The sequence below is a fragment of the Thauera sp. GDN1 genome, assembly GCF_029223545.1.
Lineage (GTDB): Bacteria > Pseudomonadota > Gammaproteobacteria > Burkholderiales > Rhodocyclaceae > Thauera.
In genome coordinates this window covers 2,686,403-2,710,610 of record NZ_CP097870.1, presented here as the reverse complement: position 1 = coordinate 2,710,610, position 24,208 = coordinate 2,686,403, and the positions used below count along the sequence as shown (strand labels likewise).

Here is a 24,208-nt window from a genome sequence, read left to right as displayed (position 1 = left end):
CGATCATCGGCGTGACGGCTTTCGCCGCCCGTCGTCGCTCAGCTTTCGGTCTCGAGCTTCTTCAGGTAGGCGTAGATCTGGTCCTTGACCGCCAGCTTCTCCTTCTTCATCACCTCGATCTCGAAACCGGTGCCCGGGACCACGTGGGTCTCGATGTTGTGGATCTTCTGGTCGAGTTCGTTGTGCTTGTCGAAGAGCTGGGTGAAGTGGCGGTCGTTGTGCTTGAGACGGGTGATCAGGTCGCGGTATTCGGGAAACATGGGGGAGCTCCTGGAGTCAGGGTTGTGGAAAGCCTGGAAGGATCGGATGCTCGGGTTCAAGGCCAGTCTACTCCCCCCTCTGGTGCGCGGCCAGCGCCGGGGGCAGCGCCGAAGCGGCTATCGCAGCCCATTGCGGGCGGTTCCGCAGGCTGCGAGAAATTGCCCGATTCCGCCCACAAGCAGCGCTGATCGCGACCGCCTCTCCGATCAGCCGAACAGGTAGGGGAAGAGCCGCGCGCGCTCCTCGGCGGTGAGCGCCTTCATGCGTGCGATGTTGCGCTCGGGGATGCCGTCGACGTCGGGATAGTGCTCGATCGCCTTCTCCAGGCTGTCCTCGCGGATGATGTGCAGCAGCGGCCAGGGCGAACGATTGGTGAGGTTGCCCGGATCGTCCGCCTCCGTGTCGGCGAACTGGTACTGCGGGTGGAAGCTCGCCACCTGCAGCTCGCCTTCCCAGCCGAACTGCTCCACCCACAGGTCGACGGCATCGAGGAAGTCGTTGTAGTCGGCGAAGTCCTCGAGCATGTCGGGGATGGCGAGCAGCGTGGTCTCCAGCTCGCCCGCCGGCGCGTCGGCCAGGCGCTCGAGTTCGGCCTGGAGGTCGTCGAGCAGGGCTTCGGGGGTGGTGGCGTGGCTGACCGCGATGCGCACGCGCTTCTCGCGACGCGGACGGGCGGCGAATGGGCAGAGGTCGAGGCCGATGACGACCTCGTCGAGCCACTGCTCGACGTCGGCGATGATCTGTTCATCCATGGGTGGGCTCCTGAGGAAGGGGAATGGCTGGGGGGGCTGCGCGCGAGGCGCGCGTGGCGGTGGGAAGGATCGCGGGCGAGCGGCGCACCGCTCAGCCCGGCGCGTGCAGCTGGCGCAGCGCGGCGCGCAGCACCGCATCGGGCAGGTCGGGGCGCAGGCAGTCGAGCTCGACGAAGCCCGGCCAGGTCTCGCGGAACTGGCGCTGCCAGGTGAGCTGGCGCTTGGCGAGCTGGCGGGTGGCGGCGATGCCCTTGAAGCGCAGCTCGTCGTAGCCGATCTCGCCGTCGAGGTATTCCCAGGCCTGGCGATAGCCGACGCAGCGCATCGAGGGCATCGCCCGATCGAGCCGGTAGCGCGCGCGCAGGCGGCGGACCTCGTCGACGAAGCCGGCGTGCAGCATGGCGTCGAAGCGTTCGGCGATGCGCGCATGCAGCACGCTGCGATCCGCAGGTGCGAGCGCGATCGGCAGCAGGCGGCAGGGCAGGGCGTCGTCCTCCTTCCGTGCGTAGCTCTCGGCGAGCGGACGGCCGGTGAGGCGCACGATCTCGAGCGCGCGCTGGATGCGCTGCGCGTCGCCCGGCTCCAGCCGCGCCGCGGCCTCGGGGTCGAGGCGGGCGAGTTCGGCGTGCAGCCCTGGCCAGCCGCGCACCGCGGCCTCCTCGTCGATGGTGCGGCGCAGTTCCGGATCGGCCGCCGGCAGGTCGGAGAGACCGTCGCGCAGGGCCTTGAAGTACAGCATCGTGCCGCCGGCGAGCAGCGGGATGTTGCCGCGTCCGACGATCTCGCCCATCAGCCGGATGGCGTCGGCGCGGAAACGTGCGGCGGAGTAGCTCTCCTCCGGCGAGACGATGTCGATCAGATGGTGCGGGCACGCCGCCCGCTCCGCGGCCGTCGGCTTGGCGGTACCGATATCCATGTCGCGATACACCAGCGCCGAGTCGACGCTGATGATCTCGATCGGCAAGGCCTGCGCCAGCGCCAGCGCACTCGCGGTCTTGCCGCTGGCGGTGGGGCCGAGCAGCAGCAGGGCGGGAGGGAGATCGGGGCGGGTAGTCAAGCTGCGGTGCGAAGGTGATGTCCCGGGGCGCCAGGAAGCGTCGGGCCGGTCGAGAGCGACGGGAAGGTTCCCGATTATCCCCTACGCGGCGCGTGATGGGGACAATCGCCGTGAGCCTGTTCGACGGGCGGGGCGGCGGCGCAGTGGGCGAGCGGGTATCATTGCGCCCGAAATCGACGGGCCTCCAGGCCCGTCCCCCTTGCACGAGGCTCGTCTTGAAGATCTTTTCCCCGCTTTACGCGCGCGCAATGGCCTGGTCGCGCCATCCGCGCGCGCCGTGGTTCCTCGGTGGACTCAGCTTTGCGGAATCGTCCTTCTTCCCGATTCCACCCGACGTGATGCTGGCGCCGATGAGCCTGGCCAATCCGCAACGTGCGTGGTGGTTCGCGCTGCTGACGACGATCACCTCGGTCGCGGGCGGGCTGTTCGGCTATCTGATCGGTTACTTCGCATTCGACCTGATCGAAGGCTGGCTGCGCGCGAGCAGCTACTGGGGGGCCTACGAGCAGGCGGTGGCCTGGTTCGAAGCCTGGGGATTCTGGGCGATCTTCGTCGCCGGCTTCTCGCCGATTCCCTACAAGGTGTTCACGATCGCGGCTGGCGTGGCGCACATGGCGCTGCTGCCCTTCACGCTGGCCTCGCTGATCGGCCGCGGCGCGCGCTTCTTCCTGGTCGCCGGGCTGATGGCCTGGGGCGGTCCGCGCATGGAGGCGGTGCTGCACAAGTACGTCGATCGCCTGGGCTGGGCGACCGTCGCTGCGGTGGTGATCGGGGTGCTGATCTACCGCGCCTGAGGACGGGCGCGGGGCGTGCCGGCACGCCCGGACTCCGCTTCCGTGGCGGCGTTCGCGCCCGCCGGCCTCACTGGCCGCGCATGAAGAAGCGGTCGAGATCGGCCATGCCGAGCTGGGTCCAGGTCGGGCGACCGTGGTTGCACTGGTCGGCGCGCTCGGTGGCCTCCATGTCGCGCAGCAGCGCGTTCATCTCGGGCAGGGTGAGCTGGCGGTTGGCGCGCACCGCGCCGTGGCAGGCCATGGTGGCGAGGAGCTCGTTGCGGCGGGCGGTGACGACCTCGGTGGCCGGGTATTCGCGCAGTTCCTGCAGCAGCTGCCGCATCAGTTCGGCCACCGGCGCGTTGGCCAGCAGCGCCGGCACGCTGCGCACCGCCAGTTCCTGCGGGCCGGCGGCGCCGACATCGAAACCCATGCCGCAGAGCACCTCGGCGCATTCCTCGGCCGCCGCCATGTCCTTGGCGCTCACCGAGAACACCGCCGGGATCAGCAGGCGCTGTACCGCGGGGCGGCCGTCGAGCACCGTCTTGAGCTTCTCGTAGATGATGCGCTCGTGCGCGGCGCGCATGTCGACGAGCACCAGGCCGGCGGCGTTCTGGGCCAGGATGTAGACCCCGTGCAGCTGGGCCAGTGCGTAGCCGAGCGGCGGGCCGTCGCCCGGATTGTGGCTGGTCGCGGACCAGGATGCGGGCGCCGCGGCGCTGGAAGCTTGCGCCGGGCGGGTCGCCGCGAGCGTCGCGTCGCCACCCTGGGCGGGGCGGGCGCTGGCGGCGAAGTCGAAGTAGGAGCGCGTTGCCGGCTCCATCGCCAGCCGCCCCTGCTGCGGGATGCCGGGCGCCCACGGGCGGGCGGCGGCGGGCGGGGACGCCGTGCCGGGCGTCGGCCAGGGCGCAGCCGCTGGCGCTCCGCCTTCGCTTGCGCCGACGGGCGTGGATGCGGCGCCCTGGGGCAGCCCCTGCTCCCCCCGTCCCGCGCCGCTCTCCGCGAGCACGCGCTTGAGCGCGTGATAGACGAACTGGTGCACCGCGCGCGCCTCGCGGAAGCGTACCTCGATCTTCGCCGGATGCACGTTGACGTCGACCCCGGCGGGGTCGAGTTCGAGGAACAGCACATAGGCCGGATGGCGGCTGCCGTGCAGGATGTCGGCGTAGGCCTCGCGCACCGCGTGGGTCAGCAGCTTGTCGCGCACGAAGCGGCCGTTCACGAAGAAATACTGTGCGTCGCGGCTGGAACGCGAGTACGCCGGCAGCGACGCGAAGCCGGCCAGCCGCAGCGGGCCGGCGTCGGCCTGGACCTCGCGCGCGTGCTGCAGGAAATCGTCGCCCATCAGCGCCGCGACCCGCGCCTCGGCCGGGCCGGCCGGCAGGCGATGGATCACGCGGCCGTTGTGCGCGAGCTGCAGGCCGATGTCGGGGCGCGCGAGCGCGACCCTGCGGAACATGTCGTCGCAGTGGGCGTACTCGGTGCTCTCGGTCTTGAGGAACTTGCGCCGCGCGGGGGTGTTGTAATAGAGGTCGGCGACGTCGACCACGGTGCCCTGGTTCAGCGCCGCCGGGGCCGGGTCGGTGCCGGCCTCGATGCGCCAGGCGTGGCTGGCGCCCTCGGCGCGGCTGGTGATGCTGGTGCGCGCCACCGCGGCGATCGCGGCCAGGGCCTCGCCGCGAAAGCCCATCGTGCCCACGTGCTCGAGATCGTCCAGGGTGGCGATCTTGCTGGTGGCGTGGCGTTCGAGGGCGAGCGCGAGCTCCTCGCGGGCGATGCCGCAGCCGTCGTCGGCCACCCGGATGCGGCGCACGCCGCCCTGCTCGAGCTGGACCTCGATCGCATGTGCGCCGGCATCGACCGCGTTCTCCAGCACCTCCTTGAGCACCGAGGCCGGACGCTCGACGACCTCGCCGGCGGCGATCTGGTTGACCAGCAGGTCGGGCAGGCGATGGATGTGGGGCATGTCGGAGGCGCTCGGCAAAGCGCGCATTATACAAAGGGGTGGCGCCGGGACCGGGCGCGATTCGGCCACGGTCGAGGGGGGCAGGGTGCGAGCGGCCGCCGCCCGCTGTGCCTAGAGCGCCAGCGAATGCCCCTTCGGATGGACCGCGCGATAGCCGCGGCGCCGCTGGTCGCCGCGCTCGCTCCAGGGAGCGGTGCAGCGCGTCAGGTAGTTGAAGTGCAGGGTCGGATTTCCGGGGCCGGCGTGCTGCTCGAGGATCAGGTCGAGTGCGCGCTTGTGCGGGTGGCGGAACAGCGCGCCACTGGTCGACACGAGGTAATGGCGGCAGCGCAGGCGGGCGAGCAGCTCGGTGCTGAGGTTGGCGACGCTGCCGTGGTGGGGCAGCTTGAAGGCGTCGATCGCCAGCCGCGCGCCCGGTTCGGGAACGAGGGTGGCGATCGAGGCGTCGAGCACGGCGGGCCACGCGTCGCCGGCGAGCAGCAGGCGGGCGGTGGGGGCCGCCGCAGGATACTCGAGCAGGAGCGCGATGCTGCTGCCGTTGGCGGCGCTGGTGTCGCCGCCGTAGGGGGCGTCGGCGCCCGGCTCGCCACTGCCGCGGCCCAGGGTGTCCTCCAGCGCTGCACCGAGGTCGCTGTCGTCGTCCTCGGGCAGTTCGTGGCGGTCGGCCATGGCCTCGGCTTCTTCCTGGTCGTCCTCGGCGCCGAGCACGTCGCCGAGGGGGCGCAGGCTGCGGCTGGCGGCGAGCCGGGCGCGCAGCGCGGCGACGTCGCCCGATGCGATGCGGGCGCGGTCGAGCTCCTTCTTCCAGCGGTCCTTCAGGAACAGCAGGCGTTCGTGGTCGGGCGAGAGCAGGGTGAGGCGGCAGTCGCCGGGCAGATCCACCACCGGCAACGCCGTCTGCCTGCGGTCGATGGCGGCCAGCGCGTGCGCGAAGCCGAGATTCCACACCCGGGTGCCGGTGCGGGCCTCGTAGTCGGCGATCAGTACGCCGAGGATCTCGCCCTGCACTGCGCCGAGTGGCTCCCCTGCGGGGTCGGGCACCGCGTTGAGCTGGTCGCGGCCGTTGAACCAGATGCGGTCGAAGCGGCAGTTCAGGGCTTCGGCGTCGAGCAGCAGGCGGATCACGCCTTCGATGTGGTCGGCGTCGACGTGGGTGATCACCAGCAGCTCGAAGTGCCGTTCGACCACCGGCAGGCGCAGGATGCGGTCGCGCAGGCTCGGGTAGGTGTGGGCGGGGCCGCCGTCGATGAGGATGCGATGCACGGCGGTGCTGCTGCCGTACTCGATCCACAGGCAGTCGCCGTGCGCGGCGGGCAGCATCTCGATGCGAAGCATGCGTGGCGTCTCCGTGTTCAGTGGCCCGGGGGCGCGGCCGTCTGGCGGTGCGCGGGCAGGTGCCAGTCGGCGTCGCCCATGGCGACGAGCGCGAGCACCATCAGGAAGCCGTGCGCCAGCATGCGCCGGCGCACGCGTCGCAGCACGCTGCCGAAGTCGGCGTCCGGCGTGTCGATGGCGGCGAGCTCGGCGAGCAGCTCGCGCGCGAGCGGACCGGCGTGGCGACCCAGCACCTTGGCCATCGTGCCGAGCACCAGGCTGGCGTGGAAGTTCTTGAAGTTCCCGGCGAGGCTGCCGTAGCCGGTCTCGGCGACATCGGTGGCGGTCATGCAGCCGAGCAGCAGCACGATCGGACCGGGCTCGATCGCGGCCGGGTTGATCAGGGCCTCGTTGAGCTGCGGGCGGAAGCGCCAGCGCCGGCTCTCGTCGAGCGCCTTGTCGCCGATCTCGAGATAGTCGAGGCCGGCATCGAGGTCGTGATGGGCGAGCAGGATCAGCAGCGGCGGGCTGTCGGTGGCCAGCGCACGCTCCCAGGCGTCCCAGTCCTCGGCGACTCTGGGCGCGGCGACCCAGTGCGCGAGCGCTTCGTTCAGTGCGGCACGCTCTTCCGCCGGCACACGGTCGGTGCTGGCGCACAGCGCGGCATCGAGCGGACGCAGCTCGCGTCGCCGCCAGGCAGGCAGCGACAGGTCGTTCATGTGCGCGCTGTCGAAACGCTCGATGACCTTGCGCACCGCCCAGAAGCCGAGCGGGCAGATCGTCTCGCTCCAGCTTCCGCCACCGGCCGGGCGGGCCGCCCCATCGGCGGCCGCCCCATCGCAGGCCGGGCATCGATTGTCCTCGCCGCTCAGGGCCGCGTGCCAGCCGCTGCACAGGCGCGCCCCCTTCTTCGGGAAACCGCGGTCGTAGACGAACTCGAGCGGGACGTGGCGGCTCTCGTCGCGGTTGATGAGCTGGATGCGGTCGCCCGGGTCGCTGAAGCCCTGTCCGCGCAGGACCTGATAGAGCGCCGCGCCGTGGCGGGCGAGGTTGCCGAAGAGCTCGATCACGTCCGGGTCGTCGACGTCGAGCAGCGCCTCGCCTTCCCGCACTCCCTGCTGGCTGCGGCGGCGCACCAGCGAGGTTTCCTTCAGGAACAGCTGTTCGTTCAGGTAGGTGATGAGGGGGCTGGTGTTGCCGAGGTCGAAGATCCTGCCGCCGCTGCCGTCGAACATCTGCAGGTAGCCGGGCCCGAAGGTGAGGGTGGCGCTGACCGGTGTGCGCTCCTGCAGGCGGATGATCTCGCGCTGGCCGAACTGCACCTCGATCACCGGCTCGGGCAGGCCTTCGTCGGTGCTCCCGGCGGGCAGCACCGGCGCGCTCAGGCGCACGGCCTCGAACACCTTGCCCATGAAGGTGAACACGATGTCGGCCTCGATGCGGTCGAGGTCGGCCGGCACCGCGAAGGCGAGATCGCAATCCTCGCTGCGCGCGCTGCGCCTGGCCGGCAGATGGAGGCGTCCGGCCGGACCGTTGCCGTGGCGGTCGGGCTGGCCTGCGCGCCTGCCGATCCAGCACAGCTCCACCACCAGCTCCAGGCCCTCGGCGGGCAGCGGGTGGTGCGGGATCGGGGCATTGGCGGTCGGGATGCCGGCCTGCGGCAGGCCGATCCAGCAGCGCACGGTGTTGAGCGCGCCGGCGACGAAATGGCCGCGGGGGACATCCTCGTGCAGCAGCAAGGCGCTGACCCGGCGCTGGTCGCGCTCGTCGGTGTCGGCTGCGGCGGGGCGTGGCGGTGTGACGGGCATGGCCGGCCCGCCCGCGGACAGTCCGCGGCCACCCATCCCGCGCGAGCGACCGAGCGCGGCGTCCAGGCCGCGGTCGAGGCCATCCGCTTCTTCCTCGATGTCCGGTCCGCCGTCAGCTGCGGTGCCTGAGTCCTCCGGGCCGGGGGGAGCGGCCCGCGGCAGATCGTCGATCAGTGCCGGGCGCTCGCCACCGCCTGCCGGGCCGGCGCCGCGATGGGGCGAGGCGGCGCGGCCGGCCTGGGCGTCGGCGGCGAGTCCGATCAGGTCCAGCAGGCGCACGCGCAAGCCCGCCGTCAGCCCGGGACGGTCGAGGGCGAGCAGGGCGGGGATGAAGTCGCGCGCCGGCTCGCGCGCGATCATCCAGCCCACCTGCGTATCGTCGAAGCGTGGAGCCGGGTCCTGCAGCTGGCGCGCGGCCAGTTCGGCGGCGCGTTCCGGCGGGTCGAACTCCGCCGGCAGGGACACCGGGCGTGGCGGATGCGCCGGCGCAGGCGGATCGCCCTCGGCGTCGGCGATGCCGGTCGCGGCCCATGCGGTCAGGCGCAGCGCGCGGGCGACCTGGGCGTCGATAGTGCCCGCGGCCTCGTCGCCGTCGACGCGGGCGAGGGCCGCAAGCAGATAGGCGCGCATCGCCTCCGGGATCGGGCGGATGGCGCCGATCTCGGCGTGCGCCTGCCAGGGCGAGCCCCAGAACAGGAAGGGCAGCCCCTCGTCGCTGGCGAAGATCTCGTCCAGCGCGGAGAAATCGCCCAGTCGCGCCAGGCACAGCGACCACCAGAAGCGGGCGTCGTCCGTGCTCGGGCCAGCAGGCCCGGGCAGGTCGGCGGGCACGAGGCCGGCGTCCTCCAGCGCCATCGCGGCGAGCAGGCGGTAGTTGGCGGTGTGGCCGGACGCCAGATCGGCCACCAGGGCGGGGACGCGGCTGGGCTCGGCCACGGCGTCGAGGGCGGCGGCGATCGCGGCCCGGTCGGGTTCGCCGGGATCGGTGGCCAGTTCGCACAGGCGTGCACGGGCCGAGCGCAGCGGCAGCTGGGCGGCGAAGGCGAAGGCCTCCCCGCGCGCGGGCGAGCCGGCCGGTTCCGACTCCACGATCCGCCACACCACGTCCGCGACCGCTCGCCAGGCGCCGTAGTCGAGCGCAAAGCGGCTCGCGGCCCGCAGCGCGGCGAGGCGCACGCGCGGCTCGGGATCGGCGTCGGCGATCCGCAGCAGCGGCTCGACGAGGGCGGGATCGAATTCGTCATCCATGGCGCTCCCTCCTGCAGCAGCGGTCGGGCAGGTGAGTCGTCCGGCGCGCGGCCTTACCGGGGCCGCCGCGACCGATCTGCCACGGCGACCGGTGGGTGAGCCTGCGCGCTCAGCCTTCCAGCAACTCGGGCATGTAGGTCTGCACGCGGTGGCTCAGCAGCGCGCCGGCATGGCGGGTCAGCACGTCGATCTCGGCGCGGGCGAGCTTCTTCAGGTTGGTGCCGATCCCGGACGCGAACACCGCGTCGCCCGCACGCGCCTCGCCTTCCTCGCTGTCGATCGAGAACCACGCCGGCCTGGCGCCGCCGGCCTTGGCGGCGTTGAGCTCCAGGCGCTTGAACTGCAGGCCGCGCACCTGTTCCATCATGATGTCGAGCGCGGCCACCAGCACCGCCGAGCCGGCCTCGGTCGGCCGCTCGTTGAGCTGGAAGGGCTTGCCGGCGTCGCTGACGATGACGTAGTCGAGCGCGTTGCGTGCGCGCAGCAGCGGATTGACGCCGAGGTTGTCATACACGCCGCCGTCGGACAGCGTGACGTAATCGACGCCCGCCGCGGGGTACTCGCTCTGGTCCACGCGCAGCGGCGGGAACACCGGTGGAAACGCCGACGATGCCGCCACCGCCCGGCTGAGCCGGAAGTCGTGCGCGGGCGCAGCGCCCAGCTGCCATTCGCCCATCTCTGCCGGCAGGTTGCCGCCGGTCACGAAGAAGAACATGTTGCCGGTGGCGAGGTTGGTCGCATTCACGTACAGCCGTGGCCCGCCCTTCAGCGAGCCCAGCGAGCGCTTGCCGTAGAGGTCGCGCTCGTAGCTCGCGGCGAGCTTGTCGAGGCGGCTGTGGAAGGGATCGATGACGCCGCCGATCACCGAGGACACCGCGATGGAGGTGTGCGCCAGGTAGCGTTCCAGCCGCTCGAGCGCGTCGTCCTCCTCCCAGTGGCTGGCCAGGAAGGCGCCGGCGATGCTGCCGCCGCTGACGCAGCTCAGCAGGTCGAGCTTCCACAGCAGCCCCATCTCGTGCAGCTTGCGGAACACGCCGAGATGGAAGGCGGCGGCGCGGAAGCCGCCACCCGACAGTGCCAGTCCGATCCGTTTGCTTCGACCGCCGATCTGAATCGCCATGGTCCCCGCTCCTCATGATGACTGCGGCCGAGCGCGCCGCCGTCGAATGCCCATGTCTCCCTCATTGCAATGTAGGAGACAAGGGCGACGGGGGCAAAGGTGGCGCGAAGCGGTCGGGGCACCGACCCGCGGCACGGTGCATCGTGGACTGGGTCGAATATATCAATCTGTGATTTAATGCGCGCCCCGATCATCGGTGACGGTGCATCGTCCCCCCGCTGGCGCTGCGCCGGCCCCTCGCCTTCGGAATCCGTACATGTCGTTCTGGCCTCGCTTCGCGCTCCCCGCCCAGCTCACGGCGGGCCCCCGGGAGATCCTTCTCGGTACCCTCGGGGCCGGGCTCGGCCTGCTGCTGACCGAATGGATCACGCGCCTGATCCTCGGCGACGGCCAGCCCTGGTTCGTGATTCCGATGGGTGCCACGGCGGTGCTGCTGTTCTGCGTGCCCGCGAGCCCGCTCGCCCAGCCCTGGCCCTGTCTCGCCGGCAACACCTTGTCGGCGCTGATCGGAGTGGGTTGCTACCAGCTTCTGGGCGAGACCGGCATGGCGCTCGCGCTGGCGGGGCTGCTGGCGATCGGGTCGATGTTCCTGCTGCGCTGCCTGCATCCGCCGGGCGGGGCGATGGCGCTGACCGCGGTGCTGGGCGGGCCGGCCGTCCATGAACTCGGCTTCGCCTTCGCGCTCGCGCCGGTGATGGTCAACACCGCGGCGATGCTGATGTTCGCCGCGGTATTCAACAACGCGGCCGGACGCCGGTATCCGCATCAGGCGCAGGCCCGGCCGCATCCGCACGCCACCCGCGATCCGCTGCCCAGCGCGCGCATCGGCTTCCGCGCCGACGACCTCGACGCCGCGCTCGCCTCCTTCGGCGAGGTGCTCGACATCGACCGCGAAGACCTGGAGGAGATCATGGTGCGCGCGCAGATGCACGCGCGGCGCCGGCACTGGGGCGCGGTGCGCTGCGGCGACATCATGTCGCGCGACGTGGTCAGTATCGGCCCGCGGGCGACGGTCGGCGAGGCCTGGGCCCTGCTGACGCGGCACCGGATCAAGGCGCTGCCGGTGGTGGAGGGCGGCAACCGGCTGATCGGCATCGTTGCGGTGCGCGACTTCTTCGTGGACCGCAAGGATCCTGGCCTGCCGCCGACGACACGCATGAACACCGCGCGGATGGTCGAGCAGATCATGACCCGGGAGGTGCGCAGCGTGCGTCCGGAACAGCCCCTGGCGGACCTCATCGACGACTTCGCGGACGAGGGCGTTCACCACATGCCGGTGACCGACCACGCGGGCCGCGTCGTCGGCATGATCACCCAGTCGGACGTCGTGGGCGCGCTGTTCGCGGCGGAACCGTCGCGCTGAGCCGCGCGCGTTGCCGCCTGCCGGCGCCGAGGGCGGCTCAGCGCCCGGCCGGTGCCACCTCGTAGGCGGGGATGAAGCCGGCGGGCGGTAGCATCCAGTCCGTCGGATAACGGTCGAGCGTCGCCGGCTCGACCAGCTCCACGCTCGGCCCGATGTAAGCCTCGATCGCCTGTCCCTCCAGTGCGCGCACCCCCTGGCGGATCGCCATGCGGCCCTGCAGCACGGGGAAATCCGTCACCGAGGCGAGGATGCGGCCGCGCTGCATGCCGCTATGGACGCCCGGCGTGACGTAGGAGGCGACGATGCCGAGCCCGTCCTCGCGCTGGCGGCGGCGCAGCTCGGCCACCGCGGCCTCGGCCATCGGCGCGTTGCCGACCAGGTAGTCGAGCTTCGGATGGGCGTCGAGGACCTCCTCGACGAGCTGGCGCTGGATCGAGCGCCCGGTGTCGCCGTGGCGCACGGTCGCGATGCGCACCGCGCTGCCGTCCAGCCCGTCGCGGAAGCCGCGGTCGATGAAACCCACCCAGTCGGCGTCCTGCGGACCGGGGAACCAGGCGATGTCCGCTGCGGCCGTGCCGCCGGGGTGGCGCGCCGCCAGCCAGCGGCCGATCTTCCAGCCGAGCTGGTACCAGGGCACGCCGACCCTGGCGCTGACGACGCCGGCATCGATGTCGTTGACCACGCCCAGCACCGGGTGTTGTGCGCGGTAGGGGGCGAGCAGGTCGTTGAGGCCGGCGAAGCTGACCGTGCCGACCAGCAGCGCGTCGATCGCCGGATCCGTGGTGCAGCTGGCGACGCGTTCGCGCTGGCGTTGCAGATGCTCGTAGCCCCCCGCCTCGAGCACGCGCAGGCCGATGCCGAGCGCGCGCGCCTCCTCGACCATGCCGTAGTTCACCGCCAGCCAGTAGCTGTCCTTCAGATGCGGATACACCGCGCACAGCCGCCACGGGCGCGAGGCCGGAAGCGCGGGCAGGGCGGGGGGCGGACGATCGGCTGCTTCGGTGGCGCGCACATCGCCTGCCCAGCGTTCGATCGGCCAGCGGGTACTGGCATCCGCCGCGTGCAGGGGCGTCACGGGCAGGAGCAGGCCGGCGAGGGCGAGCATGCGCAAGGCGAGCGCGCGCAGGACGACCGTGCGGACGATGCGGTGGAGGCGGGTGGTCTGGCGCGAGGTTTTCCGACCCGGCCGCCGGTAAGATGAAGCCATGTTCCCCCTGTCTGCGGCGTGACGCACCCATGCGCCTTGCCGTCCATACCCGATGAGCGCCCAATCTTACGTGAATCCCGTGCCCCGCCGCCGCTTCGGCCTGCGCGAGCGCCTGCTGCTGGCACTGCTGTTCGGCGCGCTGGCGACGGTGCTGGTGGCGGTGGTCGGCTGGCTCAGCTTCCAGCGCGTGGTCGGCAGCCAGCAGGCGATCATCCGCGACACCCTGCCCGCGGCCGACGCCCTGCATGAGGCCGTGCGCGGCAACGCTCGCCTGGCCGCGCTCGCGCCGCGGCTGGCGCGGGTGGAATCGGCCCCCGAACTCGAACAGCTACGCGCGGTGCTCGACGGCGAATCCGCGCGCATCCGCGAACGCCTGGCGGCGCTGCAGTCGCCACATGTGGAACCGGAACTGCGCAAGCGCCTGCAGGCGACCGGCGAGGCGCTGTCGGTGCGTCTGGATGCCATGGGCGACACCATTGCCGCCCGGCTCGCGCTGCGTGCGGCGCGCACGCGGGCCGCCGAGGCGCTGCGCGAGTCCATCGCAGCGCTCGACGACCTGGCGCGCATGCACACCGAGAACGCCACCGCCCTGCTGCTGACGACGCTGACCAGCCTGCTGCAGCCGCAGCCCGCGGGCGCGCCGCCCGCGCTGTCCGGCGGCGGCGCACGCGAAGCGCGCGACCGCCTGCTGGATCTGGACCTCGACACCCTCGAGCGCATGCACGAGCTCACCCTCACCGTGCATGCCATGGCCTTCCTGGATCGACCGCCTCGACGAACTCGACTCGAGCGCCCGCCTGCAGTCTGCGCGCGCCGATCTCGCCACCCACCTGGCGCTGCTCGACCGCCGCCTGCGCGACATTCCCGACCCGGCGGCGCGCGCGCAGGGACGACAGCTGCACGACGCCATCGCCGGGGCGTTCGCCAGCGACGGCGCGATCGAGCTGCGGCGCAACGAGATCGAGCTGCGCGCCCGCAGCGAGGCGCTGCAGATCGAGGTCGGCAGCCTCACCACCGAGCTCGACGCCCTCGCCGGCGAGCTGATCCATCGCGGCGGCCGCATCCTCGCCGCGGCCGGCTCCGCTGCCGAGCGCAGCGCCACCTCGGGGCTCATCGCCTTCGGCATCATCGCCGCCGCGCTGCTGCTGGTCACCGCGGTGGTGAGCTGGCACGTGCTGCGCCGGCACACGCTGGGCCGCCTGCTGGCGCTGGAGCAGGCCACGCTCGCGCTCGCCGCCGGGCAGCGCGACGTGGTGATCGACACCACCGGGGACGACGAGCTGGCCTCGCTGTCGCGCGCGCTCGAACGCTTCCGCAACGACGCCATCGAGCGCGACCGCCTGGCCGAGGCGCTGCGCGAGCAGCAGCAGGAGCTCGAGAACCAGGTGCTCGCGCGCACTGCCGAGCTGCGTGAGGCCAACATCGCGCTCGCCCACGAGATGGGCGAGCACGCCGCCGCGCGCGCCGCCGCGGAGAAGGCCGACCAGGCCAAGACCGCCTTCCTCGGCACGGTCAGCCACGAGCTGCGCACGCCGATGGCCGGCATCCTCGGCCTGCTCGAGCTGCTCGAGGCCGCGCCGCCGGCGACCGAGCGCGCGCACTACCTGGTGCAGATGCGCTCCGCCGCCACGCTGCTGCTCGAGCTGCTGGAGGACATGCTCGACTTCGCCCGCATCGAGGCCGGCGGCGTGCATCTGGACACGCTGGCGTTCAGCCTGCGCGAGACGGTGGGCGACGTGTTCGCGGTGCAGGGCACGCGTGCCGCAGCGCGCGGGCTGGCGCTGGTTGCGGACGTCGATCCGGGGCTGGCGGACGCGGTGCTCGGCGACCGCCGCAAGCTCAGCCAGATCCTGCTCAACCTCGTCGGCAACGCGATCAAGTTCAGCGACGAGGGCGCGGTGACCGTGCGTGTCGGCCGCAGCGAGCGCCCGGATGCGGTGCGCTTCGCGGTCGAGGATCACGGCATCGGCATCGATCCGGCGCGCCAGGCGGAGGTGTTCGAACCCTTCGTGCAGGTGCGCGACAGCGGCCGCCATCACGCGGGAACGGGGCTCGGGCTGGCCGTGTGCCGGCGCCTGGTCAGGGCCATGGGCGGGGACATCGGGCTCGTCAGCGCGCCCGGGCAGGGCACGACGGTCAGCTTCGAGCTGCTGCTTCCGCCGGCGCCGGCACAGCCCGCGGCGCAACCCGGCGCGGCGGGCGAGGACGCGGCCGCGGCGCTCGCGCCCGGGTACCGGGTGCTGGTGGTGGAGGACGACGAGGTCAATCGCATGGTGGTCGCGCGCTTTCTGGAGGCGCTCGGCCAGCATCCGCTGTGCGTCGTCAACATCCAGGGCGCGCTGCATGTGCTCGGCGCACAGGCGGTCGACATCGCCCTCGTCGACATGAACCTGCCCGATGGCGACGGACGCGAGATGCTGGCGCGCATGCGCGCCTTGCCGCGGCATGCCGACACGCCGGCGGTGCTGATGTCGGCACACGTGCCGGCGCACCGGGTCGATGGCCTGCTCGCCGCCGGCTTCGGTGCCTTCCTGTCGAAGCCGCTCACGCTCGCGCGGCTGCGTGCGGTGCTGGCAGGCCTGCTCGCCGGCGGTTCGTCCGCTGCGGTTGGCGGGGAGAGTGCCGAGGAGTTGGCGGCACGGGCAGCAGCAGGGGCGCTAGGGAAGGCGCTCGACGGCGAGCCGGCGGCGGAAGGCGGAGGGGTGGAGGGCGGAACGGCGGAGCCTGTGCCGTGGGTCGACCGCGACTTCCTGCGCGCAGAGGAAGCGGCGCTCGGCCGCGAGGTGCTCGAGGGCATCGCCGAGGTCTTCCGCACCCAGGGGGAGACCCTGGTCGCTGCGCTGGTGGCCGCGGCCGAGGCGGGCGATGGCGAGCAATGCGCGCGCCTGGCGCACAAGCTGCGCGGCGCCGCGTTCAACCTCGGGCTGCAGCGGCTGGGTGAATGCGCGGCAGGGGTGGAGCAGGAGATCGCGCAGATCGAGGTCGATGGAGTGCTGGTCGATCGCGTGCGTGCGCTGGCGCAGGTGCATGCGCGCACGCTGGATGCGCTCGACGCGGCGCTCGGCCGTGGCGGTTCGGGCGAGGCCTGAGGCCGGCTCGGGCAGACGGCTGCGGCACGCGATCGCGGAGGGCGGACGGTGCGCCGCAGGGCCTCAGCCGCGGGCGCGTTCGGCGTCGACCGCCAGCCGGTAGCCTTCTCCGCGCACCGTGGAGATCAGCGAGTCGGGCTTGTCCGCGCCGTCGAGCTTGGTCCGCAGGCGACGCACCAGCACGTCCACCGTGCGGTCCTGGGGCGACCAGTCGTGGCCGCTGATGGCGCGCGACAGGCGGTCGCGGTTGATCACCTCGCCGGCGTGGCGCACCAGCAGGGCGAGCGCCTCGAACTCGCCGCGCGTCAGCGCGATGTCGGCGCCCTGCGGGTCGCACAGCCGGCGGCGGGGGAGATTCAGCGTCCAGCCTGCGAAGCGGAAGATCTCTTCGTCCTCGTCATGCCGCCCGCCCGTGCGCCGCAGCAGGCTCTTGACCCGCGCCAGCAGTTCGCGCGGATTGAAGGGCTTGGTGACGTAATCGTCCGCGCCCACCTCGAGGCCGACGATCTTGTCGATGTCGTCGTTGCGGCTGGTGAGCAGGATGATGCCGATCGCCGGATCGCGCGCCCGCAGCTCGCGCGCCAGCGACAGGCCGTCCTGCCCGGGCAGGTTGATGTCGAGCAGGACCAGATCGACCGCGGCCTTCTCGAGCTGACGCCAGAACGCCTCGCCGTCCTCCGCCAGCAGCACGCGATAGCCTTCCTGCGAGAAATAGGCTTTCAGGCGCGCCTGGGTGACCAGGTCGTCATCGACGACAAGCAGGCTGGCGGTGTTCGTATCGGGGCTGGGCGACATGCTCGGTCAGATTGAAGGTCGGGGCGCCATTTTAAGGCCTTGCGCGCGAGTTGCAGGCGCTGCTTGCAGGGGCCTTGCCCGGATGAGCTCGCTTGCGCGGGCGAATTTGCCGGCGCCCGAGCGTGGAGTCTGGGCGGTGTTCTTGGCCCGGCAGGTGGCAAACGCGAGGCAGGGGGTAGCAAGTCACATACATCGTGGGGACTTTCGAACATAATCCGGCTCCCGGAAACCATGGGAGCCAGGGCCCATGCGCCGTGAGGCGATCAGACGGACGGGCTCGGGGCGCAGTCCGCTGAGCGACTCGCCGGGTTTCGAGCAAGCTGATGGTCCCATGACAGAAACCATGACAACGCAATCTCACCGGCGCGGCTGATGACCCGGAACTCACTCAATTTGCGGCTGTGGGTCACGATCCTGATTGCCGTGATCCCGCTCCTCGCTTATGTCCTGTTCGAGCATCAGGACCGTCGTGAGCAGGCGATTGCCGACATCGAGGCCACAGTCAGGAGTCGTCTGGCCGACGTGGGCCATCAGGCGCAATCCGCGCGCAAGGCCGTCGAGAGCATCCTGCGGATCATCGCCCAGTCCGATGACCTTCGGAATCTGGATGCCGGCGAGTGTTCGGGCATTGCCGGGCGCATGCTCGGATCTCTGGAGTACTTTGCCAACATCGGCGCGGCCCTTCCCGACGGTACGGTGTTCTGCAGTGCTCGGCCCATGCCGGGTCCGGTGAACGTGGCGGACCGAAATTGGTTCAGACGCGCCATTCAGGATGGAGGATTGTCGCCGGGCGAGTTCGGGCGAGGACTGATCTCGGGTGAGCCGAGGATCCTCTTCGGCTATCAGGTCACCGGGCCAGCAGGCGAAGTGCGTGCCGTGCTTTTCGCCTCGATCACGCTGGACTGGCTTCATCGTGTGATCGAGAGCTTCCGACTGCCTGCCGGTTGGGAAGTCGGTGTGATCAGTACCGACGGGCATGTGCAGGCCCACTACCCGAAGAGGATGCCCTGGGGGGAGCCGGAACCGCCGGCCGCGCTCCTTGCGAACCTGCCATTGGTGGCGGAAAAGGGCGCAGGGGTCCTGCAGGCTCCCGGATCCGATGGTGAGCAACGCCTCTATGGCGTTCTCGCCCCAGGGCAGGCGCTCAGCAGCAATTTCCTGGTCATCGGGGCTCCGCTCGAGCGCTCGATGAATGCGGTCGATCGCCGCCTGCAATTTTCGCTGATCGTGATCGTCGCGATTGCACTGCTCTCCGCCTTGCTGGCGCGGGGCTACGTCTTCCGCCTGATCGAAGTGTGGGCGGAGTCCGTGCGCGACGTCGTCGCCCGCATTGCCGCCGGCCGTCTCGATGCGCGTATCGGCCGGCAGGTCGGGATCGGCGAGCTCGACGAGCTTGCCCGCGGGATCGATCACATGGCTGCGGAGATCGAGCAGCGCAACACGAAGTTGCGGCAGCTGTCCATGGCGATCGAACAGAGCCCGGAATCGGTCGTGATCACCGACACCACGGCGCACATCCTCTACGTCAATGACGCGTTCCTGGCCACGACCGGCTACAGCCCCGAGGAAGTCATCGGTCAGAACCCGCGCGTGCTGAACAAGGGGCTGACGCCGACGGAGACCTACACCGAAATGTGGGCCTGTCTCAGCCGCGGCGAGGTCTGGCGTGGCGAGTTCCGCAACACGCGCAAGGACGGTTCGACCTACCTCGAGCTGGCGACGATCGCGCCGATCAAGGATGAGGCGGGTGTGGTCACCCACTTCGTGGCCGTCAAGGAAGACATCACCGAGCGCAAGGAGTCCGAGGCGCTGCTCCATCGACTCGCCTATTACGACGCGCTCACCGAACTTCCGAACAGGGCGCTGCTTCACGACCGCATCGCGCAGGCCATTCGGAGCACCGGCCGGAGCGAGACTTACGGCCTGCTGATGCTGCTCGACATCGACCGTTTCCAGTCCCTGAACGACACCCTGGGCCACGCGACAGGCGACCGTCTGCTGCGCGCCGTCGCAGAGCGCCTGCGGGCCAGTGTGCGCGAGGACGACACGGTCGCGCGCCATGGCGACGATGACTTCGCGATCCTGGTCGCGTTCGTGGGCAATTCCGAGGAGGAGGCGCTTGCCCGCGCCGAGCAGATCGTGCGCCAGGTGCGGGGCGCGTTGCAGCAGCCCTATCGGCTGGGTGACAGCGACGGCGACATGCATTACGTGACGCTCAGTTGCGGCATCAGTCTGTTCTACGACAAGGAGAGCACGCTCGAGAGCCTGCTCAAGCAGGCGGAGGTCGCGCTGTACCGCGCGAAGCAGGACGGTCGGGGCAATGTCCGCTTCTTCAGTCCGGACATGCAGGCGGTGGCCGACGCGCGCATGCGCATGGAGGCCGGCCTGCACGAAGCGATCGAGGCCGGGGCCTTGCGTGTGTTCTACCAGCCACAGGTCGACCGCGACGGCAGGCTGGTCGGTGCCGAAGCGCTCGTCCGCTGGCCGCTTGCCGATGGGAGCATGGTGTCGCCGGCGGAGTTCATTCCGCTCGCCGAGGACACCGGCTTGATCGTGCCGCTCGGCCTCTGGGTGCTGCGCACTGCGTGTGCGCAGCTCGCGTGCTGGCAGGCGGACGAACGGACTCGGCATCTGACGATCGCGGTCAACGTCAGCCCAAGGCAGTTCCATCAGGCCGATTTCGGCGCCAGCGTGAAGCAGATCGTCATGGCAGAGGGGATCGATCCATCGCGCCTGAAGCTCGAACTCACGGAAAGCGCGATTCTCAACAACCTGGACGATACCGTGGTGCGCATGAACGAGCTCCGCGCGGTCGGCATCCAGTTCGCCCTGGACGATTTCGGTACGGGCTATTCGTCGCTGTCCTATCTGAAGCGCCTGCCGTTCGCCCAGCTCAAGATCGATCAGTCCTTCGTGCGCGACATGACCGAAGACGAAGGCAGTGCCGCCATCGTGCTCGCGATCCTGTCGATGGGGCGTGCGCTCGGTCTCGGGATCGTCGCCGAAGGGGTGGAAACGCCCGCGCAGAGCGAGTTCCTGAGTCGCAACGGCTGTGCCTTCTATCAGGGCTACCGCTTCGGCAGGCCGATGCCGATCGAGGCTTGGGGAGACATGCTGGCCAAGGCCTGAACCAGACGAAGGTTTCCCGGTTCAAGGCGCTCTCCCTGTGGGGACTGCGCCCGTGTGGCGCGGCCGATGTGGAAGCGTATCGGGCGTGGCTTCAGAAGTCGAACGCCTCCCTGTCCCCGGGGCGGGCGAAGCCGCCGACGATCCAGGCGGTCGCGCTTGCGGTGTTGAGGCGGAAATCCGGTGCCACCCGCAGCTGCGCCACCTCGTCGCCGGCGTCGTCGAATGCGCTCAGGGTCGCATAGGGCTCGTAGTCGTCGGGCGTGATGTCGAGGCGGATCTCCCATTGCGCGTCGAGTGCGAACACGGTCAGCGACTTGTGCAGCATGGCGTGCGCCTGCTGGGCGTGGCGCTGCAGGACTTCGGACGCGGTCTTCACCAGCGTGTTGAAGGCCGCCTGGTCGAGCGGCTTGGGGTTCTTCTTGTCGCGGCCCATGGTCCACGGACCCACCAGCGCGGGTTCGGCTTCGCCGTCCTTGAGCATTTCCACCGCCCAGCCGTCGTCGTCCTCGTTCTTGATCACGCGCGCGGTCCAGCCGTCGAGCTGCCACAGGCGATCGGAGCGGAGGACGGCGGGGGCGTCGTCGAGGGCGGGATCAGGGGCGGGGGCAAGGGCGGTCGTGTCGTGCTGTCGGGGCATCGGTGGCGCGGCTTCGAAGAGGGGGATCGAGGATTCTACCGGCAGGGTGTCGGCGCGCGTGTCACCGAGACTGGCGCGGGCGGCGGAACTGGCCATCGTGTCGGGCAGTTCGCACACCGGGGTGTTCAGTGGCAAGGCGAGCGGCGTGGCCACCGGTTCCGCTCGGGGGCTCGTCCATGTGCGGTCGGGTTTGCGGGCTGGCTTGTGACGCGCGGGCGGCGACTCGGGTCGCGCGGCCGGGGCCGCGAACAGGGTCATCTGGTCGTGAGTCATCTTCAGTCTTCCTGAGAGGACTGATATTTTATACAGTTTCACGACGAATGGGTGGAGTGGGTGGAGCGGGTGCGCCCGCCCACTTCATTTACAAGGGCAGCGGCGGACCGGCGGGAGGATCGGGGAGATTCCTCCCGTCGATCCGTCCGGTTCAGGCTCGCGGGGCTTCCACGTTCTGCGTGATCCCGCCTTCTTCGCACGCAAGGTCGCCGAGAAACAGCAGGTCGGCGCGCGCGAAGCCCAGCAGCAGAGCGGCGAGCGCCGGGTAGACATCGAAGCGCGGGCGTGCCTGCTGGCAGCGCGCGACGAAGTGCGGCAGCCAGTCGAGTACGGCCGTGCGCAGGAAGCCGGCCTGGGCAGCGGCGGCTTGGGCGATGTCGTCGCGGGTCGCGTCCTTTTCCGCCAACTCGGCCAGCAAGGCCAGCGGCACGGCGAGGTGGTCGGCGGGTTCGCGGAAGTCGGCCTGGATCGCGAGGTTTCGTTCGGCCAGGAATCCGCGCATGCGCGCCTCGGCGGCGCCGTAGAGCGGCGAGCCGGCGTCCTTGCCTTCGTAGGCCGAGGCGTAGGGCAGGGCGCTGGTCTTGCCGTCGAGCAGGAAGAGCTGGGCGTAATCCGCGGCCAGCTCCAGGCGCGGCAGTTGCTCGGCGCGAAGGGCGGCGAGCGCCGCGTCGAGGCGCTGCACCTCGGCGTCGAGGCCGAGTTCGGCCAGCCCCGCGAAGGGGGCGAAGCCCCCGTCCGCGAAGTGGCTGCGATACAGGTTCTCGGACACTTCCTGCGCATACAGCCGGGAGAACCAGGCGTAGAGCCCGGCGCGCCGGGTGCTCGCGAACCGCCACTCCGCGGGGGAGAGCGCCGCGGCCCCCGCGGCTTGCGCATTCGTCTCCATCACGCCTTCACCTCCCGCCCTTCCGGATCGACCTCGACCGGTCCGCCGAAGGAGGTGACCTTCGGCGGCGTGCCGACGAACTTCTCGATCTGCACCAGGCAGGTGTTGGCGCTGGTGGCTTGCGCCAGGCTGGAGGTGCCGATGTCGAGCGTCAGCGTGTTGGGGTCGCCGTAGGTATCGAGCGCGCCGATCTCCGGTCCGGTCGGTCCGTACCAGGCGCCTTCCTGGATACGCACCACACCGCGCGGGAAGTTGTCCGACACGTGCGCGCCGGCCAGCAACTGGCCGCGGTCGTTGAACACCCGCACCAGGTCGCCATGCTTGATGCCGCGTGCGGCGGCGTCCTCGGGGCCGATGAACACCGGCTCGCGCCCGGCGATGGCGTAGGTCTCGCGCAGCGGCTCGGATTCGCACAGCTGCGAGTGCAGGCGCTTGTCCGGGTGCACCGATTGCAGCCACAGCGGGAAGCGGTCGGAGCCGGGGCCGCCGTGCGAGCGTTCGGTCTTCTCCATCCACACCGGGTGGCCCTTGCAGTCGGCGTAGCCGTAGCGGTCGATCTTGCGGCTGAAGATCTCGATGAAGCCCGACGGCGTGCCGAGCGCGTTGACCTCGGCGTCGTCGCGGAAATCGGCATGGCGCACCCAGGGCTTGCCTTCGGGGAAGAGCACGTAGCCCTTCTTCCAGAACTCGGCGAACGGGGGCATGGCGATGTCCTTGAGGCCGTTCTCCTTGCGGCAGTCCTCGTAGATCTTCTCCACCCACTGCATCTCGTCCATGCCGCGGGTGTATTCGGCGTCGCGGTCGAAGCGCCGGGTGAGGCCGCGGAAGATCTCGAAGTCGGGGCGCGAGTGGAACAGCGGGTCGATGAGCTTTTGCATCGCGATGATGCCGCGGTTGCTGTACGAGCCGTAGCCGTCGAGGTCGTTGCGCTCGAAGGGCGTGCACGCCGGCAGCACGATGTCGGCGAAGCGGCAGGTGGCGGTCCAGTTGTAGTCGATGGCGACCACGGTCTCGAGCTTCTGCCAGGCTTCCTTCATGCGGTTGCGCTGGGGCTGGCGGTGCCACTGGTTGCAGCCGCTGAAGATCGCCATCTTGTAGGGCGGCAGCTTGACCTTGCCGCCGTTGAAGTCGATCTCCTTGCCTGGCTCGAGCAGGGCGTCGATGACGCGCGCGACCGGCACCACGGCGCTGTAGCCCTTGTAGTCGGTGTTGTCGTGCTTGGGCTTGCGGCCGGGGTCGAGGTTGAGCGGGAAGGCGCCGGGCATGGCCGCGCCCGACGAGGACACCCCCACCGAGCTGTAGTGGTGCGCATAGCTGATGCCGCCACCGGGCAGGCCGATCTGGCCGAGCATGGCGGCCAGCACCGCGCCCATCCAGTAGGGCTGCTCGCCGTGCTGCTGGCGCTGCACCGCCCAGCCGAAGATGAGCTGGGTGCGATGCTTGGCCATCAGGCGGGCGAGCTCGCGGATGCGATCGGCGGGCACGCCGCAGATCTTCTCCGCCCATTCGGGCGTCTTCTCGACCTTGTCCTCGGTCTTGCCTTCGAGGTAGGGCAGGAACTGGTCGAAACCCAGCGTGTAGGTGTCGAGGAACTTCTGGTCGTGCAGGCCTTCCTTCACCAGCGTGTGCGCGATGGCGAGCATCAGCGGCACGTCGGTCATCGGGTTGATGTACTGGTGCTCGGCGCCGCCGAGGTAGTTGAGCGTCTTGCTCTTGACCGGGTCGATGCAGATCACCTGGATAGCCTTGTCGGCGACCTTCTGCTTGAGCTGCTCGAAGTAGGCGTAGGACTCGTGGGTTTCGGTGTTCCAGCCCACCTGCAGGTTCTTGACCGGGTCGTTGGCCCAGAACACGACCAGCTTGCTCTCCTGCAGGATCACGTCCCAGGACGTGCCCTGCGAGTAGACCTCGGTCGAGCCCAGCACGTAGGGCAGGATCATCTGTCCGGCGCCGGTCGAGTAGTCGCCGATGGTGCCGACGCTGCGACCGTGCATGCCGACGCCGCGCACCATGTGGTTGCCGCAGCTATGCATCTGGCCGACCGAGCGCCAGCCCACGTTGCCGGTGTGCAGCGCCCACGGGCCGTAGTCCTTCTGGATGCGCTCGAGTTCTTCGTAGAACAGGTCGAGCGCCTCGTCCCAGCTCACCCGCACGAAGCGGTTGTCGCCGCGCTGGCTGGTGTCGCTGAGGTGGCGCTTGCGGTACCAGTCCAGGCGAACCATCGGGTAGCGCACGCGGGACGGGCTGTAGATCATGCCGAGCAGGCCCTTGATCATCTCCGTCGGGTGCTTGTCGTGCTCGAAGGGACGGATGTCGACCACGCGGTCGCCGACCACCTTGGCGCGGATGGCGCCGAAGTGCGAGCCGGAAATCTTCCACGTGGTGATGTCGTCGCCGACCGCCGCCGTCTCGCCGGCCGCCAGCGCGGACCGGCTGGTGAGCAGGCCGGGCGCGACCAGCGCGCTGCCCGACATCGCCGCCATGGCCTTGAGGAAACCTCGCCGAGAGTAGTTCATGGTGTTCAACTCCT

17 protein-coding genes are annotated in these 24,208 nt (G+C 70.5%); 4 read left to right on the top strand and 13 right to left on the bottom strand.

Annotated elements, in window-relative coordinates:
* Window positions 1-38 precede the first annotated feature (38 nt).
* From CKCBHOJB_RS12395 to miaA, 3 genes are all read right to left on the bottom strand, one after another.
* Complete coding sequence (locus CKCBHOJB_RS12395; protein WP_281048979.1) at window positions 39-260, bottom strand: YdcH family protein; 222 nt, start codon at window positions 258-260, stop codon at window positions 39-41.
* A gap of 207 nt (window positions 261-467) precedes the next feature.
* On the bottom strand, window positions 468-1,013 hold the full coding sequence (locus CKCBHOJB_RS12390; protein WP_281048978.1) for a DUF1415 domain-containing protein: 546 nt from the start codon (window positions 1,011-1,013) through the stop codon (window positions 468-470).
* A 91-nt stretch (window positions 1,014-1,104) separates the two neighbouring features.
* A complete protein-coding gene (miaA, locus tag CKCBHOJB_RS12385) occupies window positions 1,105-2,070 on the bottom strand; it encodes a tRNA (adenosine(37)-N6)-dimethylallyltransferase MiaA (protein WP_281048977.1) in 966 nt (321 codons plus the stop codon).
* 215 nt (window positions 2,071-2,285) lie between these two features.
* Between miaA and CKCBHOJB_RS12380 the strand changes: the two genes are divergently transcribed.
* Window positions 2,286-2,864, top strand: a complete 579-nt coding sequence (locus CKCBHOJB_RS12380; RefSeq protein WP_281048976.1) for a YqaA family protein — start codon at window positions 2,286-2,288, stop codon at window positions 2,862-2,864.
* Between the two features lie 67 nt (window positions 2,865-2,931).
* Here the strand turns inward: CKCBHOJB_RS12380 and mutL are convergent, their stop codons facing one another.
* The 4 genes from mutL to CKCBHOJB_RS12360 all read right to left on the bottom strand — a co-directional run bounded on the left by mutL (window position 2,932) and on the right by CKCBHOJB_RS12360 (window position 10,299).
* Window positions 2,932-4,809 carry a DNA mismatch repair endonuclease MutL gene (mutL, locus tag CKCBHOJB_RS12375; RefSeq protein WP_281048975.1) on the bottom strand — a complete coding sequence of 626 codons (1,878 nt, stop codon included), beginning with the start codon at window positions 4,807-4,809 and terminating at the stop codon, window positions 2,932-2,934.
* Between the two features lie 111 nt (window positions 4,810-4,920).
* Window positions 4,921-6,144 (bottom strand): hypothetical protein, encoded by a 1,224-nt coding sequence (locus CKCBHOJB_RS12370; RefSeq protein ID WP_281048974.1) that lies wholly within the window; start codon window positions 6,142-6,144, stop codon window positions 4,921-4,923.
* Between the two features lie 17 nt (window positions 6,145-6,161).
* Complete coding sequence (locus tag CKCBHOJB_RS12365) at window positions 6,162-9,179, bottom strand: hypothetical protein (RefSeq protein ID WP_281048973.1); 3,018 nt, start codon at window positions 9,177-9,179, stop codon at window positions 6,162-6,164.
* Between the two features lie 109 nt (window positions 9,180-9,288).
* A complete protein-coding gene (locus tag CKCBHOJB_RS12360) occupies window positions 9,289-10,299 on the bottom strand; it encodes a patatin-like phospholipase family protein (RefSeq protein WP_281048972.1) in 1,011 nt (336 codons plus the stop codon).
* A gap of 256 nt (window positions 10,300-10,555) precedes the next feature.
* Between CKCBHOJB_RS12360 and CKCBHOJB_RS12355 the strand changes: the two genes are divergently transcribed.
* Window positions 10,556-11,662: an HPP family protein gene (locus CKCBHOJB_RS12355; protein WP_281048971.1), complete on the top strand. Its 1,107-nt coding sequence runs from the start codon at window positions 10,556-10,558 to the stop codon at window positions 11,660-11,662.
* Between the two features lie 37 nt (window positions 11,663-11,699).
* Here CKCBHOJB_RS12355 and torT read toward each other — a convergent pair whose 3' ends face one another.
* A complete protein-coding gene (gene torT, locus CKCBHOJB_RS12350; RefSeq protein ID WP_281048970.1) occupies window positions 11,700-12,869 on the bottom strand; it encodes a TMAO reductase system periplasmic protein TorT in 1,170 nt (389 codons plus the stop codon).
* Between the two features lie 328 nt (window positions 12,870-13,197).
* Window positions 13,198-13,614 carry a hypothetical protein gene (locus CKCBHOJB_RS12345; RefSeq protein ID WP_281048969.1) on the bottom strand — a complete coding sequence of 139 codons (417 nt, stop codon included), beginning with the start codon at window positions 13,612-13,614 and terminating at the stop codon, window positions 13,198-13,200.
* Between CKCBHOJB_RS12345 and CKCBHOJB_RS12340 the strand changes: the two genes are divergently transcribed.
* Window positions 13,613-15,958, top strand: a complete 2,346-nt coding sequence (locus CKCBHOJB_RS12340) for an ATP-binding protein (RefSeq protein ID WP_281048968.1) — start codon at window positions 13,613-13,615, stop codon at window positions 15,956-15,958. The genes CKCBHOJB_RS12345 and CKCBHOJB_RS12340 overlap by 2 nt on opposite strands.
* A gap of 63 nt (window positions 15,959-16,021) precedes the next feature.
* On the opposite strand, the gene CKCBHOJB_RS12335 is transcribed toward CKCBHOJB_RS12340, so the two are convergent.
* A complete protein-coding gene (locus CKCBHOJB_RS12335) occupies window positions 16,022-16,753 on the bottom strand; it encodes a response regulator (protein WP_281048967.1) in 732 nt (243 codons plus the stop codon).
* A gap of 372 nt (window positions 16,754-17,125) precedes the next feature.
* Here CKCBHOJB_RS12335 and CKCBHOJB_RS12330 point away from each other — a divergent pair, with 372 nt between their 5' ends.
* A complete protein-coding gene (locus CKCBHOJB_RS12330) occupies window positions 17,126-19,882 on the top strand; it encodes an EAL domain-containing protein (RefSeq protein ID WP_281048966.1) in 2,757 nt (918 codons plus the stop codon).
* 91 nt (window positions 19,883-19,973) lie between these two features.
* Here the strand turns inward: CKCBHOJB_RS12330 and CKCBHOJB_RS12325 are convergent, their stop codons facing one another.
* The 3 genes from CKCBHOJB_RS12325 to torA all read right to left on the bottom strand — a co-directional run bounded on the left by CKCBHOJB_RS12325 (window position 19,974) and on the right by torA (window position 24,194).
* Window positions 19,974-20,519: a hypothetical protein gene (locus CKCBHOJB_RS12325; protein WP_281051683.1), complete on the bottom strand. Its 546-nt coding sequence runs from the start codon at window positions 20,517-20,519 to the stop codon at window positions 19,974-19,976.
* A 424-nt stretch (window positions 20,520-20,943) separates the two neighbouring features.
* The gene (torD, locus tag CKCBHOJB_RS12320) at window positions 20,944-21,678 is read right to left on the bottom strand and encodes a molecular chaperone TorD (RefSeq protein WP_281051682.1); all 735 of its coding nucleotides are present in this window, start codon (window positions 21,676-21,678) and stop codon (window positions 20,944-20,946) included.
* On the bottom strand, window positions 21,678-24,194 hold the full coding sequence (gene torA, locus CKCBHOJB_RS12315; RefSeq protein WP_281048965.1) for a trimethylamine-N-oxide reductase TorA: 2,517 nt from the start codon (window positions 24,192-24,194) through the stop codon (window positions 21,678-21,680). The genes torD and torA overlap by 1 nt, the downstream gene beginning before the upstream one ends.
* Window positions 24,195-24,208: the final 14 nt, after the last annotated feature.